This window comes from Neisseria canis (assembly GCF_900636765.1).
Lineage (GTDB): Bacteria > Pseudomonadota > Gammaproteobacteria > Burkholderiales > Neisseriaceae > Neisseria > Neisseria canis.
In genome coordinates this window covers 2293736-2306954 of record NZ_LR134313.1, presented here as the reverse complement: position 1 = coordinate 2306954, position 13219 = coordinate 2293736, and the positions used below count along the sequence as shown (strand labels likewise).

Here is a 13219-nt window from a genome sequence, read left to right as displayed (position 1 = left end):
GTTAAAATATAGCGTATTTACCGACCGGATTGAACGCATGATGACCGCTCCTTCCCATTGCAGTTTTTCTTTTGATATTGTCGAATGGCAGGCATCCTCCAGCCGTTTGGCAGGGCATGACGCTTGGCGGCAATGGTCGGCAAACGCTTCTTTTTTCGAAAGCCAGCCTGATTATAAACCCGAGCTGGCTTTTTTGCCTGCCATGCAGCGGCGGCGCTTGGGCAAAGCTGCGCGCTTGGTGTGTGATGCGGCGTGGAACCTGGCCGAACAGTATCCTGAAAGCGCTTTGGTGTTTGCCTCGCACGACGGCGAATTAAACCGCAGCTTCGAGCTGTGGCTTGAATTGATGAAAACCCATACAGTATCGCCCACATCATTCGGCTTGTCCGTGCACAATGCGCAAGTGGGTCAGTGGTCGATGTTGCGTAAAGATATGCGTGAAAACACCGCTTTGGCGGTGGGCAGCGACGGTTTGGAAACGGCTTTGGCCGAAGCGTATGCGCTGATGCAGGACGGTGGAGACAAAGTGCTGCTGGTATTGGCGGATGATCCGTTGGTAGAAGAATATGCGCTCGAAGCAGAACGCGCGCCTATGCCCTATGCGCTTGCGATGGTGTTGCAACCGGGGCAGCAATACCGCTTGTCTTTGTCTTGCGGTGAACAAGCCGAAGAAAACTCACCTTATTGGGGCGCGCTTGATTGGATACGTTTCATGCTTTCAGACAGGCATGAAGAAACCAGATATTACGACCAACGTCGCTGGTTTTGGCAGAAAACTTTATGAAGTCATTGAATTATTACCGCCGCTTTTTTGCAACATTGTTTGGTTTTGTGCTGTTCGGCGTGGTGGGCGTGTTGTTTAAAATCGTTTTGCTGCCTTACACTCTGAAAAGCACCAAAAATGACATTCCACGCCAAATGCAGGCGCGACGGCTGATCGGCGGAGTGTGGAAGTGGTTTGTCGGCTATTTGGTATGGTCGGGCGTGTTGAGTGTACGCTTCAACGGCTTGGAAAAATTGGGCAGACCAGGCCAATTGGTATTAGCCAATCATCCGTCGCTGCTGGATGTGGTATTGTTGATCGGCCATGTGCCGCAGATGAACTGTATCGTTAAAAAAGACCTGCTTAAAAACCCTTCCATGAAAAGCCAGATTCTCGCCACGGGTTATATTCCCAACGACGAATCGCTGGAAATGATGGAAGAAGTGGATGCCGTGTTTAAAAGCGGGCAGAGTATGCTGATTTTCCCCGAAGGCACGCGTACAGGGTGGGACGGCGAAATCAAACTCCACCGCGGCGCCGTATCCATCGGCTTGCGTAGTGCGGAAGTGATTACCCCTGTGTGCATTAAAATGAACCCGCCCAATTTTAAAAAAGGCCAGCCATGGTATAAAATCCCACCCCGTACCATCCATTACGAAATTACGGTCGGCGACGACATCCATCCGCAAGATTGGCTGGCCGAAAACCCCTTACCCATTGCCGCACGGCGCTTAAACGCTTATTTACAAGACTATTTCACACGAGAAACAATATGAATTTAGAAACACAAATCAAACAGATGATTATCGACAGCTTAGGTCTGGAAGACATTACCGTTAACGATATTGAAACCGATGCGCCGCTGTTTGGCGACGAAGGATTGGGTTTGGATTCGGTGGATGCTTTGGAGTTGGGTTTGGCTGTGCAAAAAACTTTCGGCTTCCAGCTCGACGGTGAAAAAGACAATCTGCGCGACCATTTCACCAGCGTAGCCACACTGGCCGAGTTTGTCCGCAGCCGTCAAGCATAAAGGGGTACGTTATGACCGAACAAGAAATCCGTCGGATTCTCTCAGATGCTTTGGTGAATCTGTTTGAAATTGAGCCCGAGCGCATCAAGCCTGAAACCAATCTTTACGAAGATTTGGAAATCGACAGCATTGATGCCATTGATTTGATCGACCATATCAAACGCGAAACCGGCCGCAAGCTTAAGGCCGAAGATTTCCGCAATGTGCGTACCGTCGATGATGTGGTGCAGGCTGTGTTAAGAATTGATGCCGAGTAAGCCGCATTTGATATTTAAAAGCCGAAGGGCGGGCATCCTTGTCCGCCGTTTTGCTATGTTCGGATGATGCAAATATGCCTGTCTGAAAACTTGCTTTGTGCGATTTCATCACAATTCAAAAAACACATTTGTCATGCTTGAATAAAACCAAGTATGACATTAAGCATGACCTTTTGTCATACAAGTAGGTTCATCAATAAATATCCATTTCAAACCCATTATGAAAATCATCGGCCAAGTTTTTCTTATCATACTCAGTATCGCTTATCCGTTACTGTGGTATTACGGCCGCGAACACGGCGCATTTTTCTGGCTTGCCGCCGCCATGTGCGCCTTGTGGCTGATACGCGCCGCGATGCAGAAAACCCGTGCCCAGCAAGCCGTTTCCCTGCTGCTGGCTGCTTTTTTTGCCGTAGTGATTGTTTTCAGACGGCCTGATTCCATGTATTGGTATCCCGTTGCCGTCAGCCTCCTGATGCTTGCCGTGTTCGGTGCCAGCCTCTTTGCCAAACAAACCCTTATCGAACGCCTCGCCCGCCTGCAAAACCCCGATCTGCCGCCCGAAGGCGTGCGCTATACCCGCCGGGTAACGCAAATTTGGTGCATGTTTTTTATTTTCAACGCTACCCTTTCCGGGCTGCTGGCACTTTCCGGCCGGTATGATTGGTGGGCGGTTTATACCGGCATGGTTTCGTATATCTTGATGGGGATGTTGTTTGCGGGCGAGTGGCTGTACCGCAAAGCGGTGTTGAAAGTTTGAGGCCGTCTGAAAAAAGATGATTGTGTTTTCAGGCCGGTATCCGGATAACATGCTATGGAAAATTAAAATAGAAAAGGAACAACGATGAAAAAATTACCGAAAAAATACGCAGGTTTGGCATTTTCTTTCTACGCTTCTGCCATTATGGTGTTTATCGTAAGCGGTGTGCTGGTGGCATTGAACACCGGTATAGATGCGGGTTATTTTGCACGCTTTATCAAGGCTTATATCATCACTTGGCCGATAGCTTTCGTGAGCTTGTTGGGGGTGCGACCCGTGGTGCTGAAGCTGGTGGAGTGGTCGGTGGAGTAATTGCTGCAAACGTGGCTTTACCCGAATATTGAAGTAATAGTTTGGCATAGGCGGTTTGGGGTGGAATATATAGTTAATCCGTTTAATTTTTAATACAAGGCAGTAAACCGCAGGCAGTATAGGTGGTAGTACGGAACCCATTCTGTTGCTGTTTCAGCGGCTTACACAATCTTGTTCTCTTTGAGCTAAGGCGCAGCAACGCCGTAGTAAAAGTTAAGTGGATTGATTATAGAGCCGTCTGAAAGCAAGCATCTGTTTGTGTTGGTTATTTAAGGGGAGATAAACTAGTGGAAATCATTCTTTCTTTTTTCAAAAGCATATTTTTCTTTTGGAATAGAAAAAACCTTAAAAAATATTTTCAAGGGGAGTTTGAACCGACAGAAGAGGAATTGGTAAAAATACAATCTTTTTTCAAATATTTGGATGAATCGGCCCATCTTCGCGAACAAGATAGCAAAAAACAATATTTTTATGATTTAAACAGGCAGCTTGAGCAGAAAAAAATACCTTATTTCAAAGAGCTTTCTGTTGAAGAGTTGGACTTTTTAATGGAACGGAAAATAGGTTTGGACGGAATATTAGATGTTGTTTTTGCAAAAGGCGGCATGGTAAGGGGATTGGGAGCGATTAAGTGGAATGCCGACGATAAAAAATATGACAAGAAAAAGTTTTTTGCAGAAACTTATCCTTCTTTTGAAGATGAAAAAATAAAACACGGCTATTGGCGGCGGAAAAGGCAAAAATTAAGATTTGATAATCCTGAAATAATAGGGTTCTTGATGATGGTAAGCATCTTAATATGTTTATCAGTTCCGTATATTTTTTCATTTGGTATTGACTATACATTACATGGTATTCAGTTATTACCTATTTGGTGTTGTGTAATTTGTTTTCTATGTTTTCCATTTATGATGATACCGGACAATATTTCAGAAGTATTTAAAAGGCTTAACCAAGAAAAGTACGCAGTTATCTTTCAAAGCATATCGGATGACGGTTCTGATAACGAAAGCAAAAAAACGGCGGTTTAGTTACATGATATATAACCTCTCTCAAATCCTATCCCCAACCCTTCCGCAAACCACCTTAATCGCCACCGACCCCGATTGGACTCGCGCCGATTTCAACTGCGCCGTTATCTGCCTTTCAGGCCGTCTGAAAACGCAGAACGTGCAAACCGCCGCTTTGTGGTTTGAAGATGCCGCGTTTTTTGCCTGCGCGGTGCTGGCGGCGTGGCATGCGGGGGCGAAGGTGTTGTTGCCGCCGAATTTGGCGCGGGACAATGTGGATTGGGGCAACACGGCGGATGTGTGGCTGACGGATGCGCCTCATGAAAAAGCGTTTTCAGACGGCCTTCATGCCGATAAGGTTTACAGTATTCCCGCGATGTTGAGCGACATGCCGTCTGAAATCACGATGCCGGATAATCTGTTGATTCCTGCCGATGCCGAAGCCTGTCTGAAAACGTCCGGCTCGACCGGCGGGGCGCAGGTGATTGTGAAAACGGCGGCTCAAATGGAAGCGGAAGCGTTGGCTTTGGCAGAGGCTGTTCCTTTCGGGCGCGACCATCCGGCGGTTATCGGCAGCGTCAGCCCGCAGCATATGTATGGATTTACTTTCCGTTTCGCGCTCGCGCTCACGATGGGTTGGACGATGGTGCGTCTGCAAAATGTGTACCCCGAAACGCTGTTGGCGGCCACCGCAGCTTGTGGAAAATGCGTTTGGATTGCCAGCCCGGCGGTGCTGAACCGTTTGGGCGAAGCGCGCAACTGGCAGGCGGTGGGCGGCAAAGTGGCGGGGATTGTGTCGGCAGGCGGTGCATTGCCAGAAGTAACCGCCGATTTGCTCGAAAAACATGCCGTACGGCCTTTTGAGATTTACGGCAGTACCGAAACCGGCGTGATTGCGTCCCGCCGCCACCGCCGCGAATGGCAGCCTTTTGCTGCCGTGGAAATCGGGCAGGACGAGGACGGCGCGTTGTGGGCGCAATCGCCGTGGACAAACGGCCGCTTTCAAACCGCCGATATGGTGGAAATGCAGCCCGAAGGCTTTTTATTGCTCGGGCGGAAAGACCGGATTATCAAATTTGAGGACAAACGCGTGTCATTAAACCAAATCGAACACGACCTGTTGGCGCACGAATGGATTGCCGATGCCTATTGCGCCCAGCACCCGCAGCACAAACGCCCCGCCGTGTGGGCGGCGTTGAATTCAGACGGCATCCAAGCCTTACAGGAGCAGGGGCGGGCGGCTGTGGCGGCGGCGTTGAAAAAACACCTTGCCGCCACGCAAGACACAGTGGCTTTACCGCGCTACTGGCGTTTCACCGACGCCTTGCCGCGCAATGCCCAATCCAAAATCACCGCCGCCGATTTTCAGACGGTCTTTACCGAAGCGCAAACCGCCCCGCAATGGCAGCCATGCCTGTCTGAAAATGCAGAAAGCCACCGCTTCCAAGGCCGTGTGCCGCTGGATTTGGTGTATTTCGGCGGACACTTCGCTAATTTCCCGCTGGTGCCCGGCGTGATCGAGCTGCAATGGGTGCGCGATTTGGCCGAACGTTTCGACTGGGGTCGGCAAAGCGTCGTGCGCGTGGAAAACCTGAAATACCAGCAATTCCTGCGTCCGCATCATGAAGTGTTTGCAGAGTTGAAATACGATGCGGATAAAAACAAACTGACGTTTAAGCTGGAAAATCACGAAGCGGTGTGCGCTTCGGGTCGGATTGTGTTTGGGGCGATTAACGAGTAAAACCTGTGAAGAATTTTGATTTCAAACTGTGGTTTGCATTTTTACTGATCTTTTTCATTCCTTCTTTGGTCAATATTATCAGGCTGCATTTTATCGGGAACATGCCTGACGAGTGGGGGTTTATATTGCCAGCCAAATTCAATGGTTGAATATTCTGTATGAAATTGTAAAAGAAGCTTTTTTAATCCCTTTGTTTTTCATGTTGGCTAAGGCTCTGAAAGAAGGAGAAGAAAAGCTGTTGCAAAACACGGCGGGCGGGTTGATGGCGGTAACGTTTATACATGCCGTTTTATGCGTTGCGGTTTTCTTTTTTGCAGAGCAATTTCTTGCAGGCGTAAAGCAAACTCCGCAATTGATTGCCGATACTGCGGCATATATCAAATTGGAATCCATAGCTATTTTGTTGTCGGTTGTGGTGGAATATTTGATTGTGTATCTGGCAATCATTAAAGATTTCAAGTGCATAATCCAGTTGTCGTTATGGAAAATGGCTCTTCTCATTGGAACGGATATTCTGTTCATTTCGGAAATGCCTTTTTCGCTGGCTTTGGGTGTGAAAGGCATTGCGTTATCCAATATCTTAATCAATTCGATTTTGGCCGTTTTCGTGCTCTCGCACGGCCGTTTTCGGCAATTTTTTGCAGCGAACCGGCTGGGATTTGATTTGGATTGGTTTAAAAACTGGATGAGGTTGGGTTCTTTTTAGGGTTTGGAATCCCTGCTTAGAAATGCGGCGTTTGCTTTTATGATACTCGGTATGGTAAACCAAGTTGGCGAGCAGGGGGCTTATTGGGTGGCCAACAACATCATATGGGGCATTTTATTGGTGCCTTCGCTGGCGTTGGCCGAGGTAGTGAAAAGAGATGTAGCCAACAGCGTAGACGCCGTGCGCTTGAATACTCTGATTTATTTGAAATGCACGGTATGTTTTGTGTTGCTTTGGTTGGTATCCATCCCTTTGTGGAAGCCTTTTTTAACACAGGTTTTACAAGTGGGCCAGGCCGAAACCGTTTTGGAAATTATGTTGGTTCAAACGGCTTTTTATATTGTTTTTATGTTTAATTACAGCGTGTTGGATTCAACGATTAAAGGGCTGGGCGTAACCAGATACATGCTTTACCAATCTATTGTTGTAGATGTGGTTTATTATGGGGTGGTGTTCGCTCTGTATAAGGCAGGCGTTGTGCAGATGTCTTTGCTGAATATTTCGCTTATTTTCGGAGGGGGAATGCTCATCGATATGCTGCCGACGGTTTGGCTGTATGTGAAGACGCTCCGTAACCACAATATCCGCATTGCCGATTTGGTTAGATAATCTGCTTTTTGCAGGGGTAATAGTATCTTTAAAAAAGTGAGTTTATGCCGTCTGAAACACAATCATCGATATTCGCAGATGGCCTAAAGTAGATAAATGACTGATAACACATGATTATGAAAACCCTAGCCCTAATCCCCCACTACAACCACCCGACCACCATCACCCAAGTTGCCCAAGCCATGCGCGGGTTTGGTTTGGATGTGCTGATTGTGGACGACGGTTCGCGGGCGGACTGCAAACCGGTATTGGACGCTTTGGCGGAGCAGGGAGGCATTCACGTTGTGTACCGCTTGGTCAACGGCGGTAAAGGCGCGGCGGTAAAAGCGGGGTTGAAGTACGCCGAAGGGCAGGGCTACACCCATGTTTTACAGGTGGATGCCGATGCGCAGCACCGTTTGGCCGACACGGAAAAGTTGCTGGCTGCCGCGTCGCAACACCCCGAAGCGGTTATATGCGGCTGGCCTCAATACGGCAGCGATGCGCCGAAAGCGCGGCTTTACGGGCGTAAAATTACCGATTTTTGGAATATGGTGAATACGTTTTCCACCGATATAAAAGACGGTATGTGCGGTTTCCGCCTTTATCCGCTCGCGCCCGCGCTGGCCGTGGTGCGTGAAGAAAGGGTGGGCGACCGCATGGATTTCGATACGGAAATCCTTATCCGCCTCTATTGGCGCGGCGTGAAACCGGTGTGGATTAAAACGCCGGTGAAATACGAAGCTGGCGGCGTGTCGCATTTCCGCGCGTTTGACGATAATGTGCTGATCAGCAAAATGCACGCAAGATTGTTTTGCGAGATGGTGTATAAGCGTTTGAGCGGCCAATGGAAAAAATGATAATCTGTTTTTGCCGGCACTATGCCTGTCTGACAGCATGCTGATAGCTTAATCATTTGTTCAGTAAACAAGTATCGTCATGCCAAAGCCTGACCTGAGTATGACAAGCCGGTTGATTCATTAATTGATTGAAATGCCTGTCTGAAAACCATGACCGACACCCGAAACTCCGAACATTGGGCCGCCCAAAATGAACGCGGTAACCGTCTGTTTTTAGCGCTCACCACGTTGATGGTGCGTTGGCTGCCTGCATTTGTGATGAAGCCGTGTATTTGGTTTGTGGTGTTGTATTTTTATATCACCGCACCCAAGCAGCGGCGCAATATCGCGCGCTATCAGGCGCGTTTGCGGGCGGCTTTTCCGCAGACCCGGCTGCCCGAAACTTGGCCGGTATTCAGACAGTTTGTGGCGTTTGGCGAAGCGGTATGCGACCGTTTCGCGGTGTGGCAGCGTAAAATCCGTTATGAAGATTTGGTGTTGGAAGACCCGGATGATGTGTATGCCGAAATCGATAAACGCGGCCGGCGCGGGCAGATTTTTGTGTGTTCGCATGTGGGCAATGTGGAAGTGTGCCGCGCGCTGGTTTCGCATCATCAAGGCTTTTGTCTTAATGTGTTGGTACACAACCGCCATGCCCAGGCGTTTAACGAGGCTTTAAACAAGGCCGGTGCGGATAAAATCCAGCTGATTCAGGTAACGGATCTGGATGCTTCGCTGATGATGGAGCTGAACAAACGGATTGATGCGGGAGAATGGCTGGCAATTGCGGCAGACCGTGTGCCTGTGCGCGGCGAAAAAACGGTGGCTGTGGATTTTTTAGGCGCTCAAGCCGATATGCCGCAAGGTGCGTGGCTGCTGGCGGCTTTGTTGAAAACCCGTGTGAATACTTTGTGCTGCATCAAGCAAAACGGGCGCTATCATCTAAAACTGAGCCGTTTTTTGGATACGGCGGATTGGAAGCGCGGCAAACGCAATGAGGAAGTTGCCGCGGCGGCGCAGCAGTTTGCCGATGTACTGGCGAAGGAATGCGCGCTGAACCCTCTGCAATGGTTTAATTTTTACGATTTTTGGAAAGACGAAACGCATGGCTAAACATGTTTACTGCCGCCACAGCACGGAAATAGAGGTGCCGTTTTTTGATGTTGATGCCATGCATATTGTATGGCACGGGCATTATGTGAAATATTTGGAAGTGGCAAGGTGCGCGTTTTTAAGCGAAATCTCTTATGACTACAATGAGATGAAGCGGCAGGGTTACAGCTGGCCGGTGGTGCAGCTCAATCTGAAATATGTGAAGCCGGCGGTGTTCGGCCAAAAAGTGCGCGTGGATTTGGCGGTGGTGGAAATCGAAAGCTGCCTGCGCATTGATTACACGATTGTGGATTTGGAAAGCGGCGTTAAACTTACCAAAGCCAGCACCACCCAAGTGGCCGTGTCGCTTGAAAACGGCGAGATGCAGTTTCAAACACCGGATAGCTGGCTGGCAGCGGTTAGGGAACATCCCGGCTTTCAAGCAGCCTAACAAGGTGTGTTTGTTATATAGGGAAAGCATGATGCTTGCCGATATGCTGAATTACCGCCGTTCTGTGCGGCATTATGATGCGGATAAAGAACTCGACAGCGAAAAAGTGCGCGCTTGCCTGAAGTTGGCGCAGCTTGCGCCGAGCAGCTCCAATATGCAGCTTTACGAGTTTTACCACATAACCGGCCCCGCAACGCTCAAGCAGCTTGGTGTTGCCTGTTTGAGCCAAAGTGCGGCAACAACGGCAGCGCAAATGGTGGTGTTCGTAACCCGACAGGATTTATACCGCGAACGCGCGCAAACCATGTCTGATTTCGAACGGGGCAATCTGAGACGCAACAGCCCGCCCGAAAAGGTGCCGGGCCGTTTGAAAAAATCGGAAGGTTATTACGGCAAGCTGATGCCGTTTGTCTATGCACGCTTTTTCGGTCTGCTTGGCGCGTTGCGCAAGGTTATTACTTTCGGCATCGGTCTGTTCCGCCCGATTGTGATGGAGGTTTCCGAGGCGGATATGCGCGTGGTGGTTCATAAAAGCTGCGGCTTGGCGGCACAAACCTTTATGCTAGCAATGGCCGAACAAGGTTACGATACCTGTCCGATGGAAGGCTTGGATACCCGAATGGTAAAACGCATTCTCAAATTGCCGCGCGGTGCCGAAATCAATATGATTGTTTCCTGCGGCATACGCAAAGAAAACAAAGGCATCTGGGGCGAACGCTTCCGCCTGCCGTTTGAAGATGTTTACCGCGAAATTTAAGCAAGAAAGAACATGATGAAAAAACCGATATTTGCTGTTGCCTTAACCGCATTCAGCCCGCTGTTGTGGGCATTTTCAACTGCCGAACTTTCTCAAACCCTGCAAAAACCCGACAATGTGCAAGGTGCGTTTACCCAGCAGCGTTACCTCAAATCGCTCAATAAGCCGATGGTTACCAGCGGCCAATTTGTGCTGGTGCCGAAAAATGGCCTGCTGTGGCATATGCAGAAGCCGTTCGACAACCGCCTGCGCGTGCGTGCCGACGGCATCATGCAGTGGAACGGCCAGAAGTGGGCTGCCGCCAACCCAAGCAAAATGAGCGGTCAGGCGCAGCAGATCCGCCTGTTTCTCGACTTGCTCGGCGGCAACACGCAAGGCTTGGAAAAGCAGTTCAATCTGCAACTTTCCGGCACGCAGCAAAAATGGACGCTGCGTTTAAACCCGAAAACTTCGCTGATGAAGCAGGTTTTCAACCATATCGACATCAGCGGCGATAATGTTGTGCGCCGTATTGAGTTGGACGAAAAACAAGGCGACAGAACTGTGATGCAGTTTAATCAGATTCAGACAGGCAAAGAATTGGATGCGTTTGCCAAGCAGGCTTTGTAGTTTGGGCGGTATGGTATTAAAGATATGATGCCTGTCTGAAAACCCGTTTCTTATAGGAAACGGGTTTTTGCAAGAAGTGCGGATTGCAGCCTGCATCGAAAATAAGTTTATTTGCTTTAGAAGATACTGCTTTGTTAAAATTTGCCAAATTAATTTATCTGTTTCGGGGGAATTGTGAAAAATGTTTTAGTGGTGTATTACTCGCAAACCGGCCAGCTGGGCGAATTGGCGGCGAATTTTGCCAAGCCTTTGCAGCAGGCCGGAGTGGCGGTGGATATGCTGGCAATTCAGCCCGAAAAACCGTATCCCTTTCCTTGGCCTTTTTGGCGTTTTTTCAACACATTCCCAGAAACCGTTCATTTGAAGCCCGAGCCGATCGCCGCGCCTGAATTTGCACACACCCGTTATGATGCGGTGGTGTTGGCTTATACCGTGTGGTTTTTGTCGCCTGCGCAGCCGGTTACTGCTTTTTTACAACATCCGGCCGCTAAGGCGGTTTTGCGCGATACGCCGGTGATTACCTTAATCGGCTGCCGCAATATGTGGCTGATGGCGCAGGAAACCGTTAAAAAGCTGTTGGCAGATGCAGGCGCGAAACTGGTGGGCAATATTGTGAAAATCGACGCATGCAGCAGCGCGGCCAGTTTTATCACTACGCCTGCGTGGATGCTGAGCGGCAAAAAGCAGCTTTTCCCATGGCTGCCGTCGGCGGGTATCTGCCAAGACGAATTGCAGGACGCAGCGCGTTTCGGACGCCGTTTGGCAGGGGCTTTGCAAAACGATGAAGCCTTAGACGGCGGCTTGTTCCGCGGTATGGGCGCGGTGAAAGTGGACGAAAAGCTGATGATGAGCGAAAAAGTGGGCAAGCGCAGCTTTTTTGTTTGGGGCAAGCTTGTGATGGCGGTGGGGCGCCTGTCGAAGCGGGCGCGCTATGCCGTGCTGGCGTTTTATATCGTGTTTCTGATTGGCATGATTTTAACGGTGGTGCCGCTCAGCGCGGTTTTAAAGCGGCTGTTGGCGCCGCTGATGCAGGAAAAGCTGGCCAGACAGCGGGCTTATTTCAGCGGGCCTTCAGGGGAATAATGCCTGTCTGAAAACCGTTTGCGGCTCAAAATTAATAGTGAATCAACCGAATTAAATGGAAAACCAACAATTACTGGATGTCTATCTCAACCGGGTATCGGCCTTTTTGCCCAATGCTCCCGTTTCTAATGATGAAATGGAGGCCGTGTTGGGCATGGCGGGCGATGTGCCCTCGCGCGTGCGCAAGATGATTTTGCGTTCCAACGGCATTGAGAGCCGCCATTATGCGATAGACCCGGCAACCGGCCGGGCGACCCATAGTGGCACGGAACTTGCTGCCGAGGCGGTAAAGCGCCTGTTTGAACAAGGGGTGGACAAACACGAAATCAGCTGCCTCTCCTGCGGCACTTCTTACCCCGACCAGATTATGCCGGGGCAGGGCGTGATGCTGCACGGTTTGCTGGAGGGCGCGCCCGCTTATGAAGTGGCTACCGCGGCCGGCGTGTGCGCGGCAGGCATGGTGGCAATGAAATATGCTTACAACAGCGTGCGCACGGGCGAACACGGGCATGCGGTGGCGGCTGCTTCGGAAGCCGCTTCGGCCATTATGCGCGGCGAAGTGTTCAAAAGCGAAGTGGCGCAAAAAGTGTTGGAACACGCCAGGCCGGAAATCGGTTTTGAGAAAGACTTTCTGCGCTGGATGCTTTCCGACGGTGCAGGCGCGGCCTATTTGAGCAACCGCCCCAATCCGCAAGGCTTGAGCTTTAAAATCCGCTTTATCGAGCTGGTTTCCTATGCGCATGAAATGCCTGTCTGCATGTATGCCGGAGCAGAGCTGGTTGGAGGCGAATTCAGGGGCTTCAAAACTTTTGATGCGGCTTACCGCGAAACGCACAGCGTGATGGCGGTGAAGCAGGATGTGAAACTCTTAAACGACAATATCGTCCATTACACAGTAGAAAAGCCGATTGTGCGCATCATGGAAAAATACGGGCTGGCCGCCGATGAGATTGATTGGTTTCTGCCGCATTATTCTTCGTGCTTTTTCCGCGACAAAGTAGCTGCCGGGCTGGAGAAGGCAGGCTTTCCCATCGCTTTGGAAAAATGGTTTACCAACCTGCCCGATAAAGGCAACACGGGTTCGGCTTCGATTTATATTATCCTTGAAGAATTCATGCGCACGTTTGATGTGTCGCACGGGCAGAAAGTATTGTGTTTTGTGCCGGAAAGCGGGCGCTTTTCTTCCTGCTTTATGCTGCTGGAGGCAGTGAAGGCATAGGA

At 49.9% G+C, this 13219-nt stretch carries 17 protein-coding genes; all 17 read left to right on the top strand.

All coding sequences use genetic code 11. The annotated features are described in order from the left end of the window. Positions 1-37: 37 nt before the first annotated feature. The 17 genes from EL143_RS10935 to EL143_RS10855 all read left to right on the top strand — a co-directional run bounded on the left by EL143_RS10935 (position 38) and on the right by EL143_RS10855 (position 13217). Entirely contained in the window at positions 38-784 is a 747-nt protein-coding gene (locus EL143_RS10935) for a beta-ketoacyl synthase chain length factor (RefSeq protein WP_085416716.1), read from the top strand. Further along, positions 781-1539, top strand: a complete 759-nt coding sequence (locus EL143_RS10930; protein WP_085416717.1) for a lysophospholipid acyltransferase family protein — start codon at positions 781-783, stop codon at positions 1537-1539. The genes EL143_RS10935 and EL143_RS10930 overlap by 4 nt, the downstream gene beginning before the upstream one ends. Beyond that, positions 1536-1793, top strand: coding sequence for a phosphopantetheine-binding protein (locus EL143_RS10925; RefSeq protein WP_085416718.1), 258 nt, complete (start codon positions 1536-1538; stop codon positions 1791-1793). The genes EL143_RS10930 and EL143_RS10925 overlap by 4 nt, the downstream gene beginning before the upstream one ends. A gap of 11 nt (positions 1794-1804) precedes the next feature. Next, positions 1805-2050 carry an acyl carrier protein gene (locus tag EL143_RS10920; RefSeq protein ID WP_085416719.1) on the top strand — a complete coding sequence of 82 codons (246 nt, stop codon included), beginning with the start codon at positions 1805-1807 and terminating at the stop codon, positions 2048-2050. 220 nt (positions 2051-2270) lie between these two features. Beyond that, on the top strand, positions 2271-2810 hold the full coding sequence (locus tag EL143_RS10915; protein ID WP_085416720.1) for a COG4648 family protein: 540 nt from the start codon (positions 2271-2273) through the stop codon (positions 2808-2810). Positions 2811-2894: 84 nt separating this feature from the next. Next, positions 2895-3122, top strand: coding sequence for a DUF2798 domain-containing protein (locus tag EL143_RS10910; RefSeq protein WP_054598670.1), 228 nt, complete (start codon positions 2895-2897; stop codon positions 3120-3122). A gap of 287 nt (positions 3123-3409) precedes the next feature. After that, positions 3410-4153: a hypothetical protein gene (locus tag EL143_RS10905; protein WP_085416721.1), complete on the top strand. Its 744-nt coding sequence runs from the start codon at positions 3410-3412 to the stop codon at positions 4151-4153. 4 nt (positions 4154-4157) lie between these two features. Next, positions 4158-5873: an AMP-binding protein gene (locus EL143_RS10900; protein ID WP_085416722.1), complete on the top strand. Its 1716-nt coding sequence runs from the start codon at positions 4158-4160 to the stop codon at positions 5871-5873. Positions 5874-5985: 112 nt separating this feature from the next. Beyond that, the gene (locus tag EL143_RS10895) at positions 5986-6579 is read left to right on the top strand and encodes a hypothetical protein (RefSeq protein WP_085416723.1); all 594 of its coding nucleotides are present in this window, start codon (positions 5986-5988) and stop codon (positions 6577-6579) included. A 39-nt stretch (positions 6580-6618) separates the two neighbouring features. Beyond that, the gene (locus tag EL143_RS10890; RefSeq protein ID WP_126326769.1) at positions 6619-7188 is read left to right on the top strand and encodes a hypothetical protein; all 570 of its coding nucleotides are present in this window, start codon (positions 6619-6621) and stop codon (positions 7186-7188) included. A 116-nt stretch (positions 7189-7304) separates the two neighbouring features. Then, positions 7305-8027 carry a glycosyltransferase family 2 protein gene (locus tag EL143_RS10885; RefSeq protein WP_085416757.1) on the top strand — a complete coding sequence of 241 codons (723 nt, stop codon included), beginning with the start codon at positions 7305-7307 and terminating at the stop codon, positions 8025-8027. A 150-nt stretch (positions 8028-8177) separates the two neighbouring features. Continuing rightward, on the top strand, positions 8178-9119 hold the full coding sequence (locus EL143_RS10880; RefSeq protein ID WP_085416725.1) for an LpxL/LpxP family acyltransferase: 942 nt from the start codon (positions 8178-8180) through the stop codon (positions 9117-9119). Then, positions 9112-9549 carry an acyl-CoA thioesterase gene (locus EL143_RS10875; protein WP_085416726.1) on the top strand — a complete coding sequence of 146 codons (438 nt, stop codon included), beginning with the start codon at positions 9112-9114 and terminating at the stop codon, positions 9547-9549. The genes EL143_RS10880 and EL143_RS10875 overlap by 8 nt, the downstream gene beginning before the upstream one ends. A gap of 28 nt (positions 9550-9577) precedes the next feature. Then, a complete protein-coding gene (locus EL143_RS10870; RefSeq protein ID WP_085416727.1) occupies positions 9578-10306 on the top strand; it encodes a nitroreductase family protein in 729 nt (242 codons plus the stop codon). A 15-nt stretch (positions 10307-10321) separates the two neighbouring features. Continuing rightward, the gene (locus tag EL143_RS10865; RefSeq protein ID WP_085416758.1) at positions 10322-10915 is read left to right on the top strand and encodes a LolA family protein; all 594 of its coding nucleotides are present in this window, start codon (positions 10322-10324) and stop codon (positions 10913-10915) included. Positions 10916-11089: 174 nt separating this feature from the next. Beyond that, positions 11090-11998: a hypothetical protein gene (locus EL143_RS10860; protein WP_085416728.1), complete on the top strand. Its 909-nt coding sequence runs from the start codon at positions 11090-11092 to the stop codon at positions 11996-11998. 55 nt (positions 11999-12053) lie between these two features. Further along, on the top strand, positions 12054-13217 hold the full coding sequence (locus EL143_RS10855) for a beta-ketoacyl-ACP synthase III (protein ID WP_085416729.1): 1164 nt from the start codon (positions 12054-12056) through the stop codon (positions 13215-13217). The last annotated feature ends 2 nt before the right edge of the window (positions 13218-13219 follow it).

Coding starts and splice junctions, on each gene's coding strand:
- EL143_RS10910 (WP_054598670.1), top strand. CDS start 2,895: ATGAAAAAATTACCGAAAAAATACGCAGGTTTGGCATTTTCTTTCTAC.
- EL143_RS10855 (WP_085416729.1), top strand. CDS start 12,054: ATGGAAAACCAACAATTACTGGATGTCTATCTCAACCGGGTATCGGCC.
- EL143_RS10870 (WP_085416727.1), top strand. CDS start 9,578: ATGATGCTTGCCGATATGCTGAATTACCGCCGTTCTGTGCGGCATTAT.
- EL143_RS10915 (WP_085416720.1), top strand. CDS start 2,271: ATGAAAATCATCGGCCAAGTTTTTCTTATCATACTCAGTATCGCTTAT.
- EL143_RS10900 (WP_085416722.1), top strand. CDS start 4,158: ATGATATATAACCTCTCTCAAATCCTATCCCCAACCCTTCCGCAAACC.
- EL143_RS10875 (WP_085416726.1), top strand. CDS start 9,112: ATGGCTAAACATGTTTACTGCCGCCACAGCACGGAAATAGAGGTGCCG.
- EL143_RS10920 (WP_085416719.1), top strand. CDS start 1,805: ATGACCGAACAAGAAATCCGTCGGATTCTCTCAGATGCTTTGGTGAAT.
- EL143_RS10865 (WP_085416758.1), top strand. CDS start 10,322: ATGAAAAAACCGATATTTGCTGTTGCCTTAACCGCATTCAGCCCGCTG.
- EL143_RS10885 (WP_085416757.1), top strand. CDS start 7,305: ATGAAAACCCTAGCCCTAATCCCCCACTACAACCACCCGACCACCATC.
- EL143_RS10925 (WP_085416718.1), top strand. CDS start 1,536: ATGAATTTAGAAACACAAATCAAACAGATGATTATCGACAGCTTAGGT.
- EL143_RS10880 (WP_085416725.1), top strand. CDS start 8,178: ATGACCGACACCCGAAACTCCGAACATTGGGCCGCCCAAAATGAACGC.
- EL143_RS10930 (WP_085416717.1), top strand. CDS start 781: ATGAAGTCATTGAATTATTACCGCCGCTTTTTTGCAACATTGTTTGGT.
- EL143_RS10935 (WP_085416716.1), top strand. CDS start 38: ATGATGACCGCTCCTTCCCATTGCAGTTTTTCTTTTGATATTGTCGAA.
- EL143_RS10890 (WP_126326769.1), top strand. CDS start 6,619: ATGATACTCGGTATGGTAAACCAAGTTGGCGAGCAGGGGGCTTATTGG.